Below are 16393 nucleotides of genomic sequence, written 5' to 3'. Positions count from 1 at the left end.
TGGTTTTTCGAGCCAGTCGCCAGTGTTTGGGGTTAGAAACCGCTTTCGCGGATGCCTATGGCAGCCAGTTGCCGCCATAGGGCGCTGGCCAATGTTCTGCGTTCGCCCTGCAGTTGCACGGTGCCGCGCAAGGGCTGGCTAGGCGTATTCACGGGCTCGGTTGCGGCCAGTCTGATGCCGTAATGGCCGTGCACCGGCTGGGCGCCGGTATTGTCACGGCGCACGGCGACCGGCCCCTGTTGGTCCGAGGCCAAGGCTTCCAGGCTCAGGTACTCGCTGCCGGTGGCGTCTATCTCGGTCACGCTCACCGCCAAATTGCTGCGGCCGGGGTCTTCGCTGACAAAGCGACCCTGAGCGCCAGGGCTGATGCGGCGCAGGTCATCTTCGGGCAGGTAGCCGCGCAGACGCACGCCAGGCCCCACGATGCGCACCAGCGCTTGTTGCGGGGCGAGCCAGCGGCCTGCAGTGAGGCCGGGCAGCAGGTCGCGCACCACGCCAGCGGCCGGTGCGGTGACCTGCAATTGTTGCGTTTGCGCCTGCAGGCCACGGTACTCGGCGACGGCGGTAGCCAGTTGCTGCTCCAGAATGCCGCTGTCGCCGGCGGTTTCGCTGCGCCCCGATTGGCGCCGCAGCTGCAGCCGCAGTATGTCGATTTCACTGCGCACGATCTGCATGCGCGCCAAAAGGTCGGGGGAGCTCAAGCGCAGCAGGACATCGCCCTTGGCCACCCGCTGGCCGTCACTGACCAGCAGTTCATCCAGGCGCGCTGGCGCCGGCGCATACAGGGTGGCGACCTGATCGGCCTCGAGCATCACGGGTACGCTGACATTGCCACGCCAGGGGATCAGAAACAGGGCTGCCACGGCGCCCAGCAACAGCAGGTTGCGCCACTGTTTGCGCGGCTTTGCCTTGGCGCGTCGGGCCCACCACTCCTGCATTTCGGCGTATACCGGGCGGCCGATGAACCAGCTCAGCTCGACCAGCATCAGAAAAATACCCAGCAGCTTGAAGAACAGGTGGTAGACCATCAGGGCGATGCCCAGGAACAGAACCGCGCGCCAGACCCAGGAGGCGTAGCCCCAGATCAGCATGCGTTGGCGCATGATCGGTGGCAGCGGCTCGGGCTGTGGCTCGTTGAAGCCGAACAGCGCTTCACGCAGGCGCCAGCGGCACAGGGCAAAGGCGCGGCCCTGCAGGTTCTCGATGCCCCAGTAATCAGCGATCAGAAAGTAACCGTCAAAGCGCATCAGCGGGTTCAGGTTGACGATTAGCGTGGTCAGCCAGGTGGCGGTGGCAAGCAGGAAGGCGGCGGTGCGCAGGGGGCCGTCCGGCAGCAGTGACCAGGCGAGCAGGGCGACGCTGGCCAGCAGCAACTCGGCGAGAATGCCGCCGGCGCCGATCAGCAGCCGCGAGCGACGGTCGTTGACCCGCCAGGCATCGCTGACATCGGTATAGAACAGCGGAAATAGCACCATGAACGCCAGCCCCATGCTTTGTACCCGACAGCCGGCGCGCTTGGCCATGAAGGCGTGGCCGAATTCATGGCAGAACTTGGAGAACACCAAGGCCGCGCCAAAGGCCAGCAGGCCGCCCAGGCTGAACAGATAGGGAAAGCTGGCGATAAACCGCGGCCAGTCGCGCAGCATCAGAAACAGGCCCAGCAGCAGGGTTAACGGCAAACCCCAGCGCAACAGGCCCGGCCCGACTTTGGCCAGCAGTGGCCAGGCGCGCTGCAGAAAGGGGTCGGGCCGCCATAGCGGGATGCGAAAGAACAGGTAGTTGTGCAACACCTGCTTCCAGGGTGACTGGCGCTGCATGGCGGCTTTGCCGGCGTAGCTGCCGCGCTGCTCGGCGTCGCTGGCACTGATCAGGTCATGGCCGCGCAAAAAACGTGTCAGACCCTCAACATCCTGACCGCTGAGCGGCGTGCCGGATTCACGGTTGGCCGCGTGCAGCACTTGCTCGGCATGCCCCAGGTGCCAGTGACGCAGCAGCCGCATGGCCGCCTGGCCGAGTTTGAAGTAGCGGCCCCGCAGCGGGTCGGCCAGTGTCCACTGCGGGGTGCCGTCGTAGGCAGGCTCGGCAGCGGATAACTGCAGGTCGTCGCGCAGGGCGGGCAACTGCATCTAGATTCCCACCGTCTGGCGCAGGGCCGCTATGGGGCGGCGCAGCAAGTAGAGTGCCAGCGGGCCGCGCGGGCCATACAGCTTGGCGGTCCCGCGCAGGCCGATGCGCGGTGGTTGCTCAACAAAGGCGGCATCGAAGCGATAGGCCAGTTGGCCACCTGCCAATGGCTGTGCTTCGTAGGCCTGACTGACCAGGCTGGCGCTGCGGCGGGTGAGCGGATCGCTGTCGAGAAACAGCGCGACCTCGGCATCCGGCGCGAACGCCAACACATCGCCGACGGCCAGGTCGATGCGCAACTGGGCGCGTTCGGGGTCGGCGATTTCCATCAGCCGCTCGCCCGTCTGCACCGGACGGCCGGTCCAGCGCTGGGCATCGGCGAACACGGCGATACCGGCGCGCTCGGCACGCACTTCGCTACGCTGTAACAACTGCCGGGCGTGGTCACGTTCGGCGCGCTTTTGGTCGACCCGGGCCGCCAAAAGATCAATGCGCGCACTGGCATCGCTGTCGCTGAAGGCGCGTTGGGTGCTGGCGCGCAGTTCCGCTTCGGCAACCTGCAAGCTGCGTTCGGCCACGTCCGCCTGGGCACGCAGGCTGGTGTTGTCAAAGCGCACCAGCAGGTCGCCAGCCTCCACCGGCTGATTGGGCTTGACCATGAACTCGGCAATCACCCCATCCAGAGGCGCCGCTATTACCTGGCCATCCAAGGGCACCACTTCGGCGGGTGCCAGCACCGATTGACGAATAGGCAGGGCCAATAACAGCAGCAGCGCGGCGGCGATCCACAGCAGACGTTTGCGTGGCCAGCGCAGGCGCCAGGGATGGCGTGGTTGCAGTGCCCACCAGGCGTGGGCCTGGCACTCGCCAAGCTGGCTCAGCAGCGCCAGTTCCGGTTCGCTCCAGGGTTGTTCGCGCGCCAACCACAGGCCGCCAAAAGGCTGGCCGTCCGGAGCACATAGGGGCACCCAGACCACGGCACCGGCAGACAGCGCTTGCCAATCGGCCTGGGTCTGCGGGTCCAGCTCGGAGGGATTGATAAGCCGTGCTTGAGGCGTCTTGTCATTGGCTGCACCCTGGCGCGCGGCGCGCTCGACGAAGGCCACAAAGGGCGCGTGCGGATCGATCACGCTGATGCCGGTCAGATTGCGCACACGGCCGGCAATCAGCAAGGCGGCATGGCGGTAACCGAACAACGGCTGTGGCTCGTTGACCATGGCGTAGCCCAGGGCGTCGAGATCGCGGGCCTTGCGCATGCTCTGCTGCAGCGCCAGAAACTGGGCAAACACTTGCTCCAGCGGGCGCGGTTGCGGCGCGTTCATGGCTGCTCCGCAAACTCGGCGGTGCCGCTCATGCCCGCCAGCAAGTTCGGGCTGTCGGCGGGCAACTCGGCAATCACCAGCAGCGTCTGGCTGCCCTCATCGATGCGCGCACCAATGCGCTTGACGGTGGCCGGTAGCGTCTGGCCGGTTTCATCAGGGATAAACTGCAGTTGGCTGCCCGGCTGCAGTTTGCCCAGCCAGTGCGAGGGCACCAGCAGATGAATTTCCAGTTTGCTGTTGTCGACGATGCTGAGCAGAGGCGTGCCGCTGGCGACACTCTCGAAGGGTTGCACTTCGCGGCTGACCACTTTGCCCGAGTAGGGCGCCTTGACGCTGCAGCGGTTGACCTGGACGCGATAAACCTGTGCCTGGGCGCTGGCTTCGGCCCGCTTGGCCTGGGCCATGGCGACTTCGAACTCGCCCACCGAGTTGAGCGCCGCGAGGCGTTCGGTATGGTTGAGCTGCTGCTGCGCAGCGCGGGTAGAGGCCTCGGCGGCGTTCAGCTGAGCCTGATAGGCGCTGCAGTCGAAGCGCACCAATTCGGCGCCCTTGTCGAACGCCTCACCTTCGCTGAAGGGTAGCTCCAGCACCCGTCCGGCCAGTTCGCTGGATAACGTGGCCTGCTGCTGTGCGCGCAACACGCCCCGTGCCTGGGTGCGCTCACTCGCGCTGGGGTCTGCGCTGATGGGCGCAAGCAAGGGATCTTCCAGCAGATTGCTCTGGGCTTGGACGGGCAGGCTGGCCAGCAGGGCGCAACACAGGCAGATAGTGGTCAGCAGACTCGGATGCATTATTGTTTTCTCGGGCGGCAGCAGTTCGGGGAGTCTACGTAACTGCGGCTGCGGGCGGCAAGCGATGAAGCGAAACACTGTTGGAGCGAATCAGACCAGCGTGCTGGTTCGGTAATACGGCCATAGGCAAAAAATGGCTTGACCGCTCCAGACCCACCACCACGCTGTTCCAGCTTCCAGCTTCCAGCTTCCAGCTTCCAGCTGCTTTTCGATCGCCCATAAAAAAAGGCGACTCCAGCCTGCCTGAACCGGAGTCACCCCAAATACACCCAATAGTCATAAAGCATCAAGCGTGCCAGTTTTCATCTGGCAGCTATTTCTGCTCGGTTATTCGCTTTCGTCTTCGTCGGAACCGTCCACATTCATGCCCAGTTCCTTGATCTTGCGGGTCAGGGTATTGCGGCCCCAGCCCAGCAACTGCGCGGCATCGCGGCGCCTGCCGGCGGTGTGCTTGAGCGCAGTTTCGATCATGATGCGTTCGAAGGCGGGCACGGCAATATCCAGCAGATTGGTCACGCCGCGGGCCAGTTCCTGGTCCGCCCAGGTGCGCAAACCCTGTTCCCAATGGCCGTCTGGCGCACTGTCCTGGTGCTGGGTGAGCATTTCCGGGGGCAGATCTTCAACCAGTACTTCTCGGCTGGACGCCATGACGGTAATCCAGCGGCAGGTGTTTTCCAGTTGGCGGACGTTGCCGGGCCATGGCAGGTTGCGCAAGTATTCCTGGGTCTGGGGTTTGAGCAACTTGGGTTCGACGGCCAGCTCCTGCGCCGCCTTGGACAGAAAGTGCTGCGCCAGGGCGGGGATGTCTTCGCGGCGTTCGGCCAGCTTGGGGATATGGATGCGAATGACGTTGAGGCGATGGAACAAGTCTTCGCGAAACTTGCCAGACTGCACCAGCCCCTCAAGGTTCTGGTGGGTGGCGGCGATGATGCGCACATCTACCTTGATCGGCGTGTGGCCACCGACGCGGTAGAACTCGCCATCAGCCAGTACCCGCAGCAGGCGCGTCTGGGTTTCTGCCGGCATATCGCCGATCTCGTCGAGAAAGAGGGTGCCGCCATCGGCCTGTTCGAAGCGGCCACGGCGTTGCACGCTGGCGCCGGTGAAGGCGCCTTTTTCGTGGCCGAACAGCTCGGACTCCATCAGATCCTTGGGTATCGCCGCCATGTTCAGGGCAATGAAGGGATTGCGCGCGCGCGGGCTGTGGCGGTGCAGCGCGTGAGCGACCAGTTCCTTGCCGGTGCCGGATTCGCCATTGATCAGCACAGTGATGTTGGAGTGGGAGAGCCGGCCGATGGCGCGAAACACTTCCTGCATGGCGGGCGCTTCACCGATGATTTCCGGCGTGCGGGTCTGGTCCAGTTCCTCGTCCTGCGCTTCCTGCTCGTAGGTATGGGCAAGTGCGCGGCGCACCAGTGCCACGGCCTCGTCAACATCAAACGGCTTGGGCAGGTATTCGAATGCACCGCCCTGATAGGAGGCTACGGCGCTATCCAGATCGGAGTGCGCAGTCATGATGATCACCGGCAGCTTGGGATGCTGCTCGCGGATGCTGGCCAGCAGATCCAGACCGCTGGTGCCGGGCATGCGAATATCGCTGATCAATACATCCGGATGCTGGCGCTGCAGGCGATGCAGGGCGGCGTCTGCGCTATCGAAGCTCACCGGTTCCATGCCTTCCTGTTGCAGGGCCTTCTCCAGAACCCAGCGGATGGAGCGATCATCATCGACGATCCAGACATTTTCAGCACGATTGGATGAGCGGGTCATAAAATCTATTCTCCAGTTCCGGTACAGTCGGCAGGCAGTTGAGGCAAGGCTCGTTGAGCATCGACATGAACCCGCAGCACCTGCCGGCGGCTGGGTTCGATATCGTGTTTGGGCGGCGCGGGTCGGTACCCGGTCGTCGCGCTGGTTTGATCTGGTGGAGCACGTTCAATCGCTTCCTTCCTGTTCCAGTGGCAGGAACAGGGTGAAGGTGGTGCAGCCGGGCTCGCTGTCGCACTCGATCAAGCCCTGATGCTGACCGATGATGTTCTGGGTAATCGACAGGCCCAGCCCGGTACCTTCGGCGCGGCCGCTGACCATGGGATAGAAAATACTTTCGACAATATCGGCCGGAATGCCTGGGCCGTTGTCGATGACTTCCAGCCGGCACACCAGGCGATAGCGAGTCTGGCCAATGGTGAACTGGCGCAGCGCGCGGGTACGCAAGGTGATGCAACCCTGCTCCAGGGGGCGGCTTTCGCCAATCGCCTGCATGGCATTGCGGACTATGTTGAGCAGCGCCTGAATCAGTTGTTCGCGATCGGCAAGAATGTCGGGGATGCTGGGGTCATAGTCGCGCTTGAGCTTGAGTACACCCTGGGTTTCGGCCTCGATCAGACTGCACACGCGTTCGGTGATCTCGTGAATATTGATCGAGCGCAGCGCCGGCGGACGGTAGGGGCCCAACATGCTGTCGACCAGATTGCGCAGCCGGTCTGCCTCTTCAATGATCACGTCGGTGTAATCCTTGAGCGATTCTTCCGGCAGTTCGCGGGCAAGCAACTGAGCTGCACCCCGAATGCCGCCCAGCGGGTTCTTTATTTCGTGCGCCAGGCCGCGCACCAGTACCTTGGTGACTTCCTGCTTGGATAATTGCGCCTCTTCCTTGGTGATGCGCAGCAGGCGATCGCGTGGGTAGAGTTCAATCAGTAGCCAGTTGCGATTGGCGGCCATGATGGGAGTAACCGAATAATCCACCATCAGGGTCTGACCGTTGCCAAGCGTCAGCTGTGCTTCGCGCTTGGTAAAAGGGTGGGCGTGCTCTACGGCGTTGTGCAGTGAGTCCAACGCAGCAGCGGTATCGGTAAAGAGGTCGCTCACCGGTTGCTGGAACACGCGCTGACCACTCACCGCCAGCAGCATTTCGGCGGCCGGATTCATGAAACTCAGGCGTAACTCCCCGTCGAGCAGCAGCACGGCGGTGGTCAGGTTGTCGAGTATCTGGCGTAGAAAGCGGTCGGGCAGCATAGGCTTATCCATGGTTTGAACAGAGAAATGCAAGAAGCGAACCAATTCGGGGCGCAAATGCACGCACTTGAGTATTCTCTTGCGCTTTTGTGTGGCCTGGTTCGCGAATGCCTGCTCAACGCCTCTGCATGCCTTGCTGGTGCTGCTTCGCAGGGGTGCACGTTACGCCGCCAGTACGCCTTTCAGGCAGGGCTCTGGTGGCACATTGGCAGCTTTGGCGTCTCGCGCGCCAAGCTTTGGCGCACGTTTTGGAGCGCGTGAAGGGGAGTATGCACAAAAATGGTGCGCCGTGCTGGTGCGGCCGTCAGGCCGCACCCGTGGCGCGATTCAGGGGGCCGGCGAGGCAGGGGGTTTGGGCACGTTGGGGGCCGCAGGTGCTGCCGGGGCGGTGGGTGCCTGGTTGGGATTGCCTACGCGGCCTGGCTGGTTGAGTGAAGTGCGTTGCACGTGCACGGTGAGAGGTTCGCTGGCGAGAATAACCTGGCCGCGGGTATCCATGATCACTGCACTGATTTCGTGCGTTCCGCGATCCAGGTTGGGCAGGGTCAGGGTGGCGCTGGGCTGACCGCTGCCGGGGATCGCCTGCTCGTTGAGGTTGCCATCGACCTGGGCGCGCAGCAGATTGCCCATGCGTAGCGGCGGGTCGATAGTGACCGTAAGGGTGATGTTGCCGTCGTTGGCGCGCACGGCGGTGTCATTGGCAGGGCTGGTGATGCTCAGGCTGCGATAGCTGCCGCTACTGGCGTTATTGCTGTTCGCGTCATCGGCTGCGTTGGAATCGCTGCTGGAGTTCTCGAATGCCGGTATGGGTTTGGGCGGCTCTATGCTGTTGGTCGGGCCGACCTGAACCTTGGTGGCGTTGGGGTTGGCCTGGTCGGAATAGATGCGGTTGCCCTCGGCATCCGTCCAGGTGTACACCTCGCTAGCTGTCGCGCTGGCGCCGACACCGCTAATCAGCAGTGCGGTTAGGGCTATGACTGGTTTGTTCGACATCTGATGCTCTCCTTGGGGCATGTAGCCCATCCTTGCATCCTATCTTATAGCCCGAGAACCGCAGTCTGGCCATGCTCGCGCGGGCCTTGGCGACAGGCGTAAAAAAAGGGCGCCCCAAAGGGCACCCTTTTTTGACTACCGGGCTTGCGCCAGGTTCAGCAGCTGTAATACAGATCGTATTCCAGCGGGTGAACGAAGGTACGGACCTTGATCTCTTCGGCGTGCTTGAGCTCCATGTAGGCATCGATGAATTCGTTGGTGAATACATCGCCCTTGGTCAGGAACTCGCGGTCGGCGTCCAGAGACTCCAGTGCTTCCTTCAGGCTGCCACAGACCTGTGGGATCTGGCTGGCTTCTTCCGGTGGCAGGTCATACAGGTTCTTGTCTGCAGCATCGCCAGGGTGGATCTTGTTGGCAATACCGTCCAGGCCAGCCATCAACAGTGCCGCGAAGCACAGGTAAGGGTTGGCAGCTGGATCCGGGAAGCGCGCTTCGATGCGGCGAGCTTTCGGGCTGGAAACGTAAGGAATACGGATGGAAGCAGAGCGGTTGCGGGCGGAGTAGGCCAGCATGACCGGGGCTTCAAAGCCGGGGACCAGACGCTTGTAGCTGTTGGTGGACGGGTTGGTAAAGGCGTTCAGTGCCTTGCCGTGCTTGATGATACCGCCGATGAAGAACAGGGCGGTGTCGGACAGGCCGGAGTAGCCTTCGCCAGCGAAGGTGTTCTTGCCATCCTTGGAGATGGACATGTGCACGTGCATACCGGAGCCGTTATCGCCGTACAGGGGCTTGGGCATGAAGGTAGCGGTCTTGCCGAAGGCATCGGCTACGTTGTGTACACAGTACTTCAGCGTCTGTACTTCGTCGCCCTTGGCTACCAGGGTGTTGAACAGTACGCCGATTTCGTTCTGGCCGGCAGTCGCCACTTCGTGGTGGTGCACTTCGATGGTCAGACCCATTTCTTCCATGGCATTACACATGGCAGTACGGATTTCGTGGTCGTGATCGACCGGCGGTACCGGGAAGTAACCACCCTTGACGCCCGGACGGTGACCCTTGTTGCCGGTCTCGAAGTCGCCATCGGTGTTCCAGGAAGCCTGCTCGGAGAAGATCTTGAACATGGAGCCGGAGATGTCGGACTTGAACTTGACTTCGTCGAAGACGAAGAACTCGGGCTCGGGACCAACAAACACGGTGTCACCGATGCCGGTGGACTTCAGGTACTCTTCGGCACGCTTGGCGATACCGCGCGGATCGCGCTCGTAGCCCTGCATGGTAGAAGGCTCGATGATGTCGCAGACCAGGATCAGCGTGGGCTCTTCGGTGAAGGGGTCCATGACTGCGGTGCTGTCATCGGGCATGAGGATCATGTCGGAAGCTTCGATGCCTTTCCAGCCGGCAATGGAAGAGCCGTCAAACATTTTGCCTTCTTCGAAGAAGTCGTCGTTGACATCACGAGCAGGCATGGTGACGTGCTGCTGCTTGCCTTTGGTATCGGTGAAGCGCAGGTCTACCCACTTCACGTCATACTCTTTGATCAGTTGCATCGCTTTCGACATGGTTTCCTCCAAAAGGAATCATTTGCCAGGCATCTGGCCTGGCGCCTCTTTAATTCGAGCGGATCGGGTCCGCACATCGGTTGCATTAGAAGTGAGCAAAAGGTGTGCCATTTCGGAGCATCGCTCGAAAGGCCCGGTTTTCAGGGGTTTTGCTCAAAAAAACAACACAACGCACCATAATGGCGCACCTATTGAGTGCAATGTATAGGTAGACTGCACTTGTTTGGTGCGTGCGCGCTGTGGCACAGGCCGCGCGCCTCGCCATGACTCTGGGGTATAATGCGAGGCTTTGCGCACCTTACACCAATCCCATGAAACTGATCATCAAATTCTTCCCCGAAATCACCATCAAGTCCCGCCAGGTGCGCAAGCGCTTTGTGGCCCAGCTCAAAGCCAATCTCAAGCGCCTGTTGCGTGATATCGATCCCGAGGCCAGGGTCAACGGCAATTGGGACAGCCTGGAGGTCAATCTGGGCGCCAATCCCGAGCTGCAGCAGCGTTGTATCGAGCGGCTGAAAAACACCCCGGGCATCGCCCATTGCCATGAAGTGCACGAGTACCCCCTGGGTACACTCGATGAGTTGGCCGAATTGTGCGTCGAAACGCTCGGTGAGCAGGTTCGCGGCAAGTGGTTCTCGGTGCGCTGCAAACGTGTGGGCAGGCATGAATTCAGTTCGCAGGATGTGGGCATCAAGGTGGGCGGCGAGCTGAACCAGCGCTGTGGCGCGGCCGGCGTGTCGCTGAAGCAGCCCGAGGTGGTGGTGCAGATCGAGATCCGCGAGCAGCGTGTGTTTCTGATCCAGGCTCGGCATCAGGGTATGGGCGGCTTCCCGCTGGGCACCATGGAACCGGTCCTGAGCTTGTTGTCAGGTGGTTTCGATTCCACAGTGGCGAGCTACCAGATGCTGCAGCGTGGTCTCTTGCCCCATTTCGTGTTTTTCAATCTCGGCGGCCGTGCCCACGAATTGGGCGTGCGCCAGGTGGCGCACTATTTATGGGAGCGTTACGCCGCCAGCCATCGTCTGCGTTTCGTCAGTGTGCCCTTCGAGGGCGTGGTGGCGGAGATTCTGCAGAACGTGGAGAACAGCCAGATGGGCGTGGTGCTCAAGCGCATGATGCTGCGCGCGGCCGACCGTGTGGCCTATCGGCTGGGCATAGATGCGCTGGTCACCGGCGAGGCCATCGCGCAGGTGGCCAGTCAGACGTTGCCGAACCTGAGCGTGATCGACAATGCCGCCGAGCGTTTCGTGATTCGCCCGCTGATCACCACCAGCAAGCTGGATATCATCGATACGGCTCGACGCATCGGTACCCTGGACTTCTCCAGCAGCATGCCGGAGTACTGCGGGGTGATTTCCGTGGGGCCAGCCATTCGCACCACGGTTGCCAAAGTGGAGGAGGTAGAAGCCTGCTTTGATTTCGAGGTGCTCAAGCAGGCCGTGCAAAGCGCCACCTACAGTGAGTGCAGCGAGCTGGATCAGGTACCCGAAGGGGGCGCCGAGGTAGAAGTAGTCGCTACTGCGCTGGCTGGTCAGGTGGTGCTCGACATACGTCACCCCGACGAGCAGGAAGCGCGTCCGCTGCTGCTTGAGGGCGTCGAGGTGCAGGCGCTGCCGTTTTATCGCCTGAATACGGCGTTTGCCGGGCTCGATGCCTCGCGTGCCTACCTGTTGTACTGCGAAAAAGGCGTAATGAGCCACCTGCATGCGCAGTATCTGCTGGATGCCGGGCATGGCAATGTGCGAGTGCTGCGTTTGCCGAAGATCTGAAGCTGTAGTAGCAAAAACACACCGCCCGGCGGTTTTTCTGCCATTTAGAGCGGTGCAATTGGGTCTGGGCGTGCAAAAAACATACACTGTCACGTCCGGGTCTGTATAATGCCCACCTCTTTTTTCCAGTTAGCCGGCCAGTGCCGCGCCATCCAGGACGTCCATAGTGATCGAGAATCTCCGTAACATCGCCATCATCGCCCACGTTGACCACGGTAAAACTACCCTGGTTGATGCCCTCCTGCGCCAGTCCGGCACTTTGGACCGCAAGGAGCTGGATTCCGAGCGCATCATGGACTCCAACGACCAGGAAAAGGAACGCGGCATCACCATCCTGGCGAAGAACACCGCCATCAACTGGAACGGTTACCACATCAATATCGTAGACACCCCCGGCCACGCCGATTTTGGTGGTGAGGTTGAGCGTGTGATGTCCATGGTTGACTCGGTACTGCTGCTGGTCGACGCGGTTGACGGCCCCATGCCGCAGACCCGCTTCGTAACCCAGAAGGCCTTCCAGGCCGGCCTGCGTCCCATCGTGGTCGTGAACAAGATCGACCGTCCGGGCGCGCGCCCTGACTGGGTAATCGATCAGGTATTCGACCTGTTCGACAGCCTGGGGGCCACCGACGAGCAGTTGGACTTCCCCTTCGTCTACGCTTCCGCGATCAACGGCATTGCCGGTATGGATCCCGAAGAAATGGCTGAAGACCTGACGCCTCTGTTCCAGACCGTGGTTGACCGCGTGCCTTCCCCGGACGTCGACCTGGACGGTCCTTTCCAGATGCAGATTTCCGCGCTGGACTACAACAGTTTCCTCGGTGTGATCGGCATCGGCCGCATCCGTCGCGGCAAGATCAAGGCCAACAGCCCGGTCACCTCAATCGACGCCAGCGGCAAGAAACGCAACGGCCGTATCCTGAAGATCATGGGTCACCACGGTCTGCAGCGCGTCGAAGTGGAAGAAGCCCAGGCCGGTGACATCATCTGCATCAGCGGTTTTGATCCGCTGTTCATCTCCGATACCCTGTGCGACCAGCAGAACGTTGAAGCCATGCCGGCACTGACGGTCGACGAGCCGACCGTAAGCATGACCTTCCAGGTCAACGACTCGCCGTTCGCCGGCAAGGAAGGCAAGTTCGTCACCAGCCGCAACATCAAGGAGCGTTTGGAAAAGGAACTGCTGCACAACGTAGCGCTGCGCGTTGAAGAGGGTGATAGCGCCGACAAGTTCAAGGTCTCCGGCCGTGGCGAACTGCACCTGTCGGTACTGATTGAAACCATGCGCCGTGAAGGCTTCGAGCTGGGTATTTCCCGTCCAGAAGTAGTCATCAAGGAAGTTGACGGCGAGAAGCAGGAGCCCTTCGAGAATGTCATCATCGACATCGAAGAGCAGCACCAGGGTCCGATCATGGAGCAGATGGGTCTGCGCAAGGGTGACCTCTCCAACATGGTTCCAGATGGCAAGGGTCGTATCCGCCTGGAATACAACATTCCGGCGCGTGGCCTGATCGGCTTCCGCAACACCTTCCTGACCATGACCTCTGGCTCCGGCATCATGACCAGTACCTTCAGCCACTACGGTGCGGTGAAGTTGGGTGATGTGGGCCAGCGCCAGAACGGCGTACTGGTGTCCATGGCGACGGGCAAGGCGTTGACCTACTCGCTGGAAACCCTGCAGAGCCGCGGCAAGCTGTTTCTTGAGCCCGGCCAGGAAATCTATGAAGGTCAGTTGGCCGGTATCCACAGCCGTGACAACGATCTGGTGATCAACCCCACCAAGGGCAAGAAGCTCGACAACATGCGCGCCTCCGGCAAGGATGAAGTCATCGCCCTGGTGCCGCCGATCAAGTTCACCCTGGAGCAGGCGCTGGAGTTCATTGACGACGACGAGCTGGTAGAGGTAACGCCCAAGTCGATCCGTTTGCGTAAGAAGCACCTCAACGAAAATGAGCGCAAGCGCGCCAGCAAGGGCTGAACTTTGGCTCTGGTGTCGCCCGGCCTTTGATTCTGATCAGGCCGGACAAGAAAAAACCCGCCCGGGGTAACCCAGGCGGGTTTTTTTGTGTCCGTTTGCCTTGAGCTGGCGCCGCTACTGCATCGCTTCCAATCGATTGGCGTGGGCACAGATGGCGCAGAACAGAGTTCCTATCGCTGAGCCAAAGCAGGCAACTTCATTCCCGTCGATAGGCCGTCAGCAATGGCGACCACCGAAAACATTCTAGCCAGTAAGGTGCTGCCCATCCCCTGCTGTGGTCCGAGGCGGTGACACAGTTTACAGAAATCGTAATTTGCTAGCCCATATGGGTGAATTTGTTCTGCATGAGTCACTTGTAGAGTTTGCACCCTCAGGCAGCTTTATCCCGCTCGATGGACGTTTTGGCATGGAGAGCCATTATTCGTAACCACAAAAATAATGCTTTACGGAGAATGACGAATGATGAAAACAAAGCTTAACAGCACCCTGTTGTCCTTTATTGCCAGTGGCGCGCTGCTGATGTCCTCTGTGGCTATGGCAAACAATCCCCCGCCGACCGATCCCGAGCCCGGTGAAGGCTATGAACGCGGTCCGGACCCAAGTGTTAGCTTCATCGAAGCCCAGCGTGGTCAGTATTCAGTGGATAGTGAGCGTGTTTCCGGTTTGGTGAGCGGTTTTGGCGGCGGTACCATTCACTACCCGGAAGACACCACCGGCACCATGGCTGCTATCGTGGTTATCCCAGGCTATGTATCGGCCGAGTCTTCCATTGAATGGTGGGGCCCCAAGCTGGCCTCCTACGGCTTTGTGGTGATGACCATCGACACCAATACCGGCTTTGACCAGCCGCCGAGCCGTGCCAACCAAATCAACGCAGCGCTGGATTATCTGGTTGATCAGAACACCGACAATGGCAGCCCGGTCGAGGGCATGATCGATGTCAATCGCCTGGGCGTTGTGGGTTGGTCTATGGGCGGTGGCGGCACCATTCGCGTAGCGAGCGAGGGTCGCATCAAGGCCGCCATTCCACTGGCGCCATGGGATACCAGCAGCTACTACGCCCGGCGTGCCGAAGCTCCTACGCTGATCTTTGCTTGCGAGTCGGACATCATTGCACCTGTAGGTCAGCACGCCTCGCCGTTCTACAATGCGCTGCCATCGGATATCGACAAGGCCTTCGTCGAGATCAACAACGGCAGTCATTACTGTGGCAACGGCGGTGGCGCCTATGATGATGTGCTGGGCCGCTTTGGGGTGTCCTGGATGAAGGTGCATCTGGATGAGGATACGCGCTACCAGCAGTTCCTGTGCGGACCCGACCACGAGTCCGACTACACCATCTCCGAGTACCGTGGTAACTGCGCGTTTTAAGAGTATTGTCTGTGAGGTAAAAAAATGCCGGCGCTGGTAACAGCGCCGGCATTTTTCATTGAGGCTGACCAGTGCGCTAACCCACTTGGTTGGCAGTTTTATTGTTATGAGAATGCTGTATGAATATTCATTCCTCTACAAATGCATTATTTTTATTGGCGTGAATTTACCGCGTTCTTCAATAACTTTTTTAAATGGTTGTTTCTAATTACTAATTGTGGTTTTAGTGCGGATTTGTAAAGCCACATGCTCGCGTGAATGGGTGATTCAACCCTATTTTCAGTTGATATCTAATCTGCCAGCAGACGCTGTTGTTAGTTCCACTTTGGTGGGCGGCGGAGCAAATAATAACAATCACCTAATTTGGAATAACAACATGTCAATGATGCCCAAGAAAGCATTTCGCGCCATGGTTGCGAGTGCAGCATTGCTGTGCGCGCTGCCTGCCTTTGCCACCAACCCAACGCCGACTCCGACGCCGCCACCTAGTAATCCGGGCAGCAGCACCTACCAGCGCGGTCCAGATCCGAGTGTGAGTTTTGTGCAAGCCGCCCGCGGTCAGCATAGCGTCAGCACGCAGCGGGTCTCCAGCTCAGTCCGAGGCTTTGGCGGCGGCACCATTCATTACCCAACGGGCACTACTGGCACTATGGGTGCAATCGTGGTGATTCCCGGTTATGTGTCTGCGGAGTCCTCTATTCAATGGTGGGGGCCCAAGCTGGCTTCTTATGGTTTTGTGGTCATGACCATAGACACCAACTCCGGCTACGACCAGCCGCCCAGCCGCGCTACCCAGATCAACGCAGCGCTGGACTACCTGATTAGCCAGAATTCGGCTTCCGGCAGTCCTGTTCGAGGCAAGATCGATACCAACCGGCTGGGTGTTATCGGCTGGTCGATGGGTGGCGGTGGGACGCTTCGCGTGGGCAGCGAGGGCCGCATCAAGGCAGCAATTCCGTTGGCTCCCTATGACACTACCAGCACCTACGCGCGCCGCGCAGAGGCGCCAACGTTGATCTTTGCTTGCGAATCAGACACCGTAGCGGCGGTATCGCAGCACGCTTCACCGTTCTATAACGCCTTGCCGTCCGATATCGACAAGGCCTTTGTTGAGATCAACAACGGCAGCCACTACTGCGCCAATGGTGGTGGCAGCAACGACACTGTACTGGGCCGCTTTGGTGTGTCCTGGATGAAGTTGCACCTTGACCAGGATGACCGCTACAAACAATTTCTTTGTGGCCCGAACCACACCTCGGACTCGAAGATTTCCGAATACCGTGGTAATTGCCCTTACTGAGTAGTTGCTTGGCCGCTTGATAAACGCCGATCCTGATAACGGGGTCGGCGTTTTCATTTTTTATATACCCCGCTTTAATCTCACCCATTCGGGCGGGTATAAAAATATATGTGGCTTTTGTGAATGTTCATTCACAACAGGAGCTTTCGTTATATTAGAGTTAAAGGCGCG

11 protein-coding genes are annotated in these 16393 nt (G+C 60.2%); 4 read left to right on the top strand and 7 right to left on the bottom strand.

Translation table 11 applies throughout. The annotated features are described in order from the left end of the window. Window positions 1-32: 32 nt before the first annotated feature. The 7 genes from V7756_RS10950 to glnA all read right to left on the bottom strand — a co-directional run bounded on the left by V7756_RS10950 (window position 33) and on the right by glnA (window position 9804). Window positions 33-2126: an HlyD family efflux transporter periplasmic adaptor subunit gene (locus V7756_RS10950; RefSeq protein WP_335610208.1), complete on the bottom strand. Its 2094-nt coding sequence runs from the start codon at window positions 2124-2126 to the stop codon at window positions 33-35. Next, window positions 2127-3446: an efflux RND transporter periplasmic adaptor subunit gene (locus V7756_RS10945; protein WP_335610207.1), complete on the bottom strand. Its 1320-nt coding sequence runs from the start codon at window positions 3444-3446 to the stop codon at window positions 2127-2129. Beyond that, the gene (locus V7756_RS10940) at window positions 3443-4237 is read right to left on the bottom strand and encodes an efflux RND transporter periplasmic adaptor subunit (protein ID WP_335610206.1); all 795 of its coding nucleotides are present in this window, start codon (window positions 4235-4237) and stop codon (window positions 3443-3445) included. Before V7756_RS10940 ends, V7756_RS10945 begins: the two co-directional genes overlap by 4 nt. Before the next feature lie 327 nt (window positions 4238-4564). Beyond that, window positions 4565-6007: a nitrogen regulation protein NR(I) gene (gene ntrC / locus V7756_RS10935; protein ID WP_335610205.1), complete on the bottom strand. Its 1443-nt coding sequence runs from the start codon at window positions 6005-6007 to the stop codon at window positions 4565-4567. A 165-nt stretch (window positions 6008-6172) separates the two neighbouring features. Continuing rightward, the gene (glnL, locus tag V7756_RS10930; protein ID WP_335610204.1) at window positions 6173-7252 is read right to left on the bottom strand and encodes a nitrogen regulation protein NR(II); all 1080 of its coding nucleotides are present in this window, start codon (window positions 7250-7252) and stop codon (window positions 6173-6175) included. 327 nt (window positions 7253-7579) lie between these two features. Then, on the bottom strand, window positions 7580-8245 hold the full coding sequence (locus V7756_RS10925) for a DUF4124 domain-containing protein (RefSeq protein ID WP_335610203.1): 666 nt from the start codon (window positions 8243-8245) through the stop codon (window positions 7580-7582). Window positions 8246-8400: 155 nt separating this feature from the next. Beyond that, window positions 8401-9804: a glutamate--ammonia ligase gene (gene glnA / locus V7756_RS10920; RefSeq protein WP_335610202.1), complete on the bottom strand. Its 1404-nt coding sequence runs from the start codon at window positions 9802-9804 to the stop codon at window positions 8401-8403. 311 nt (window positions 9805-10115) lie between these two features. Between glnA and thiI the strand changes: the two genes are divergently transcribed. The 4 genes from thiI to V7756_RS10900 all read left to right on the top strand — a co-directional run bounded on the left by thiI (window position 10116) and on the right by V7756_RS10900 (window position 16222). Beyond that, entirely contained in the window at window positions 10116-11573 is a 1458-nt protein-coding gene (gene thiI, locus V7756_RS10915; protein ID WP_335610201.1) for a tRNA uracil 4-sulfurtransferase ThiI, read from the top strand. Between the two features lie 166 nt (window positions 11574-11739). Next, window positions 11740-13551, top strand: coding sequence for a translational GTPase TypA (gene typA / locus V7756_RS10910; RefSeq protein WP_335610200.1), 1812 nt, complete (start codon window positions 11740-11742; stop codon window positions 13549-13551). Between the two features lie 459 nt (window positions 13552-14010). Next, window positions 14011-14922: an alpha/beta hydrolase family protein gene (locus V7756_RS10905; RefSeq protein ID WP_335610199.1), complete on the top strand. Its 912-nt coding sequence runs from the start codon at window positions 14011-14013 to the stop codon at window positions 14920-14922. Window positions 14923-15298: 376 nt separating this feature from the next. Beyond that, window positions 15299-16222 carry a dienelactone hydrolase family protein gene (locus V7756_RS10900; protein WP_335610198.1) on the top strand — a complete coding sequence of 308 codons (924 nt, stop codon included), beginning with the start codon at window positions 15299-15301 and terminating at the stop codon, window positions 16220-16222. The last annotated feature ends 171 nt before the right edge of the window (window positions 16223-16393 follow it).

It is taken from the genome of Halopseudomonas sp. (assembly GCF_036961105.1).
In the GTDB taxonomy this organism is placed as follows: Bacteria; Pseudomonadota; Gammaproteobacteria; order Pseudomonadales; family Pseudomonadaceae; genus Halopseudomonas.
Note: the sequence above shows the minus strand (reverse complement) of the source record. Positions and strands in the feature narration are given on the sequence as shown.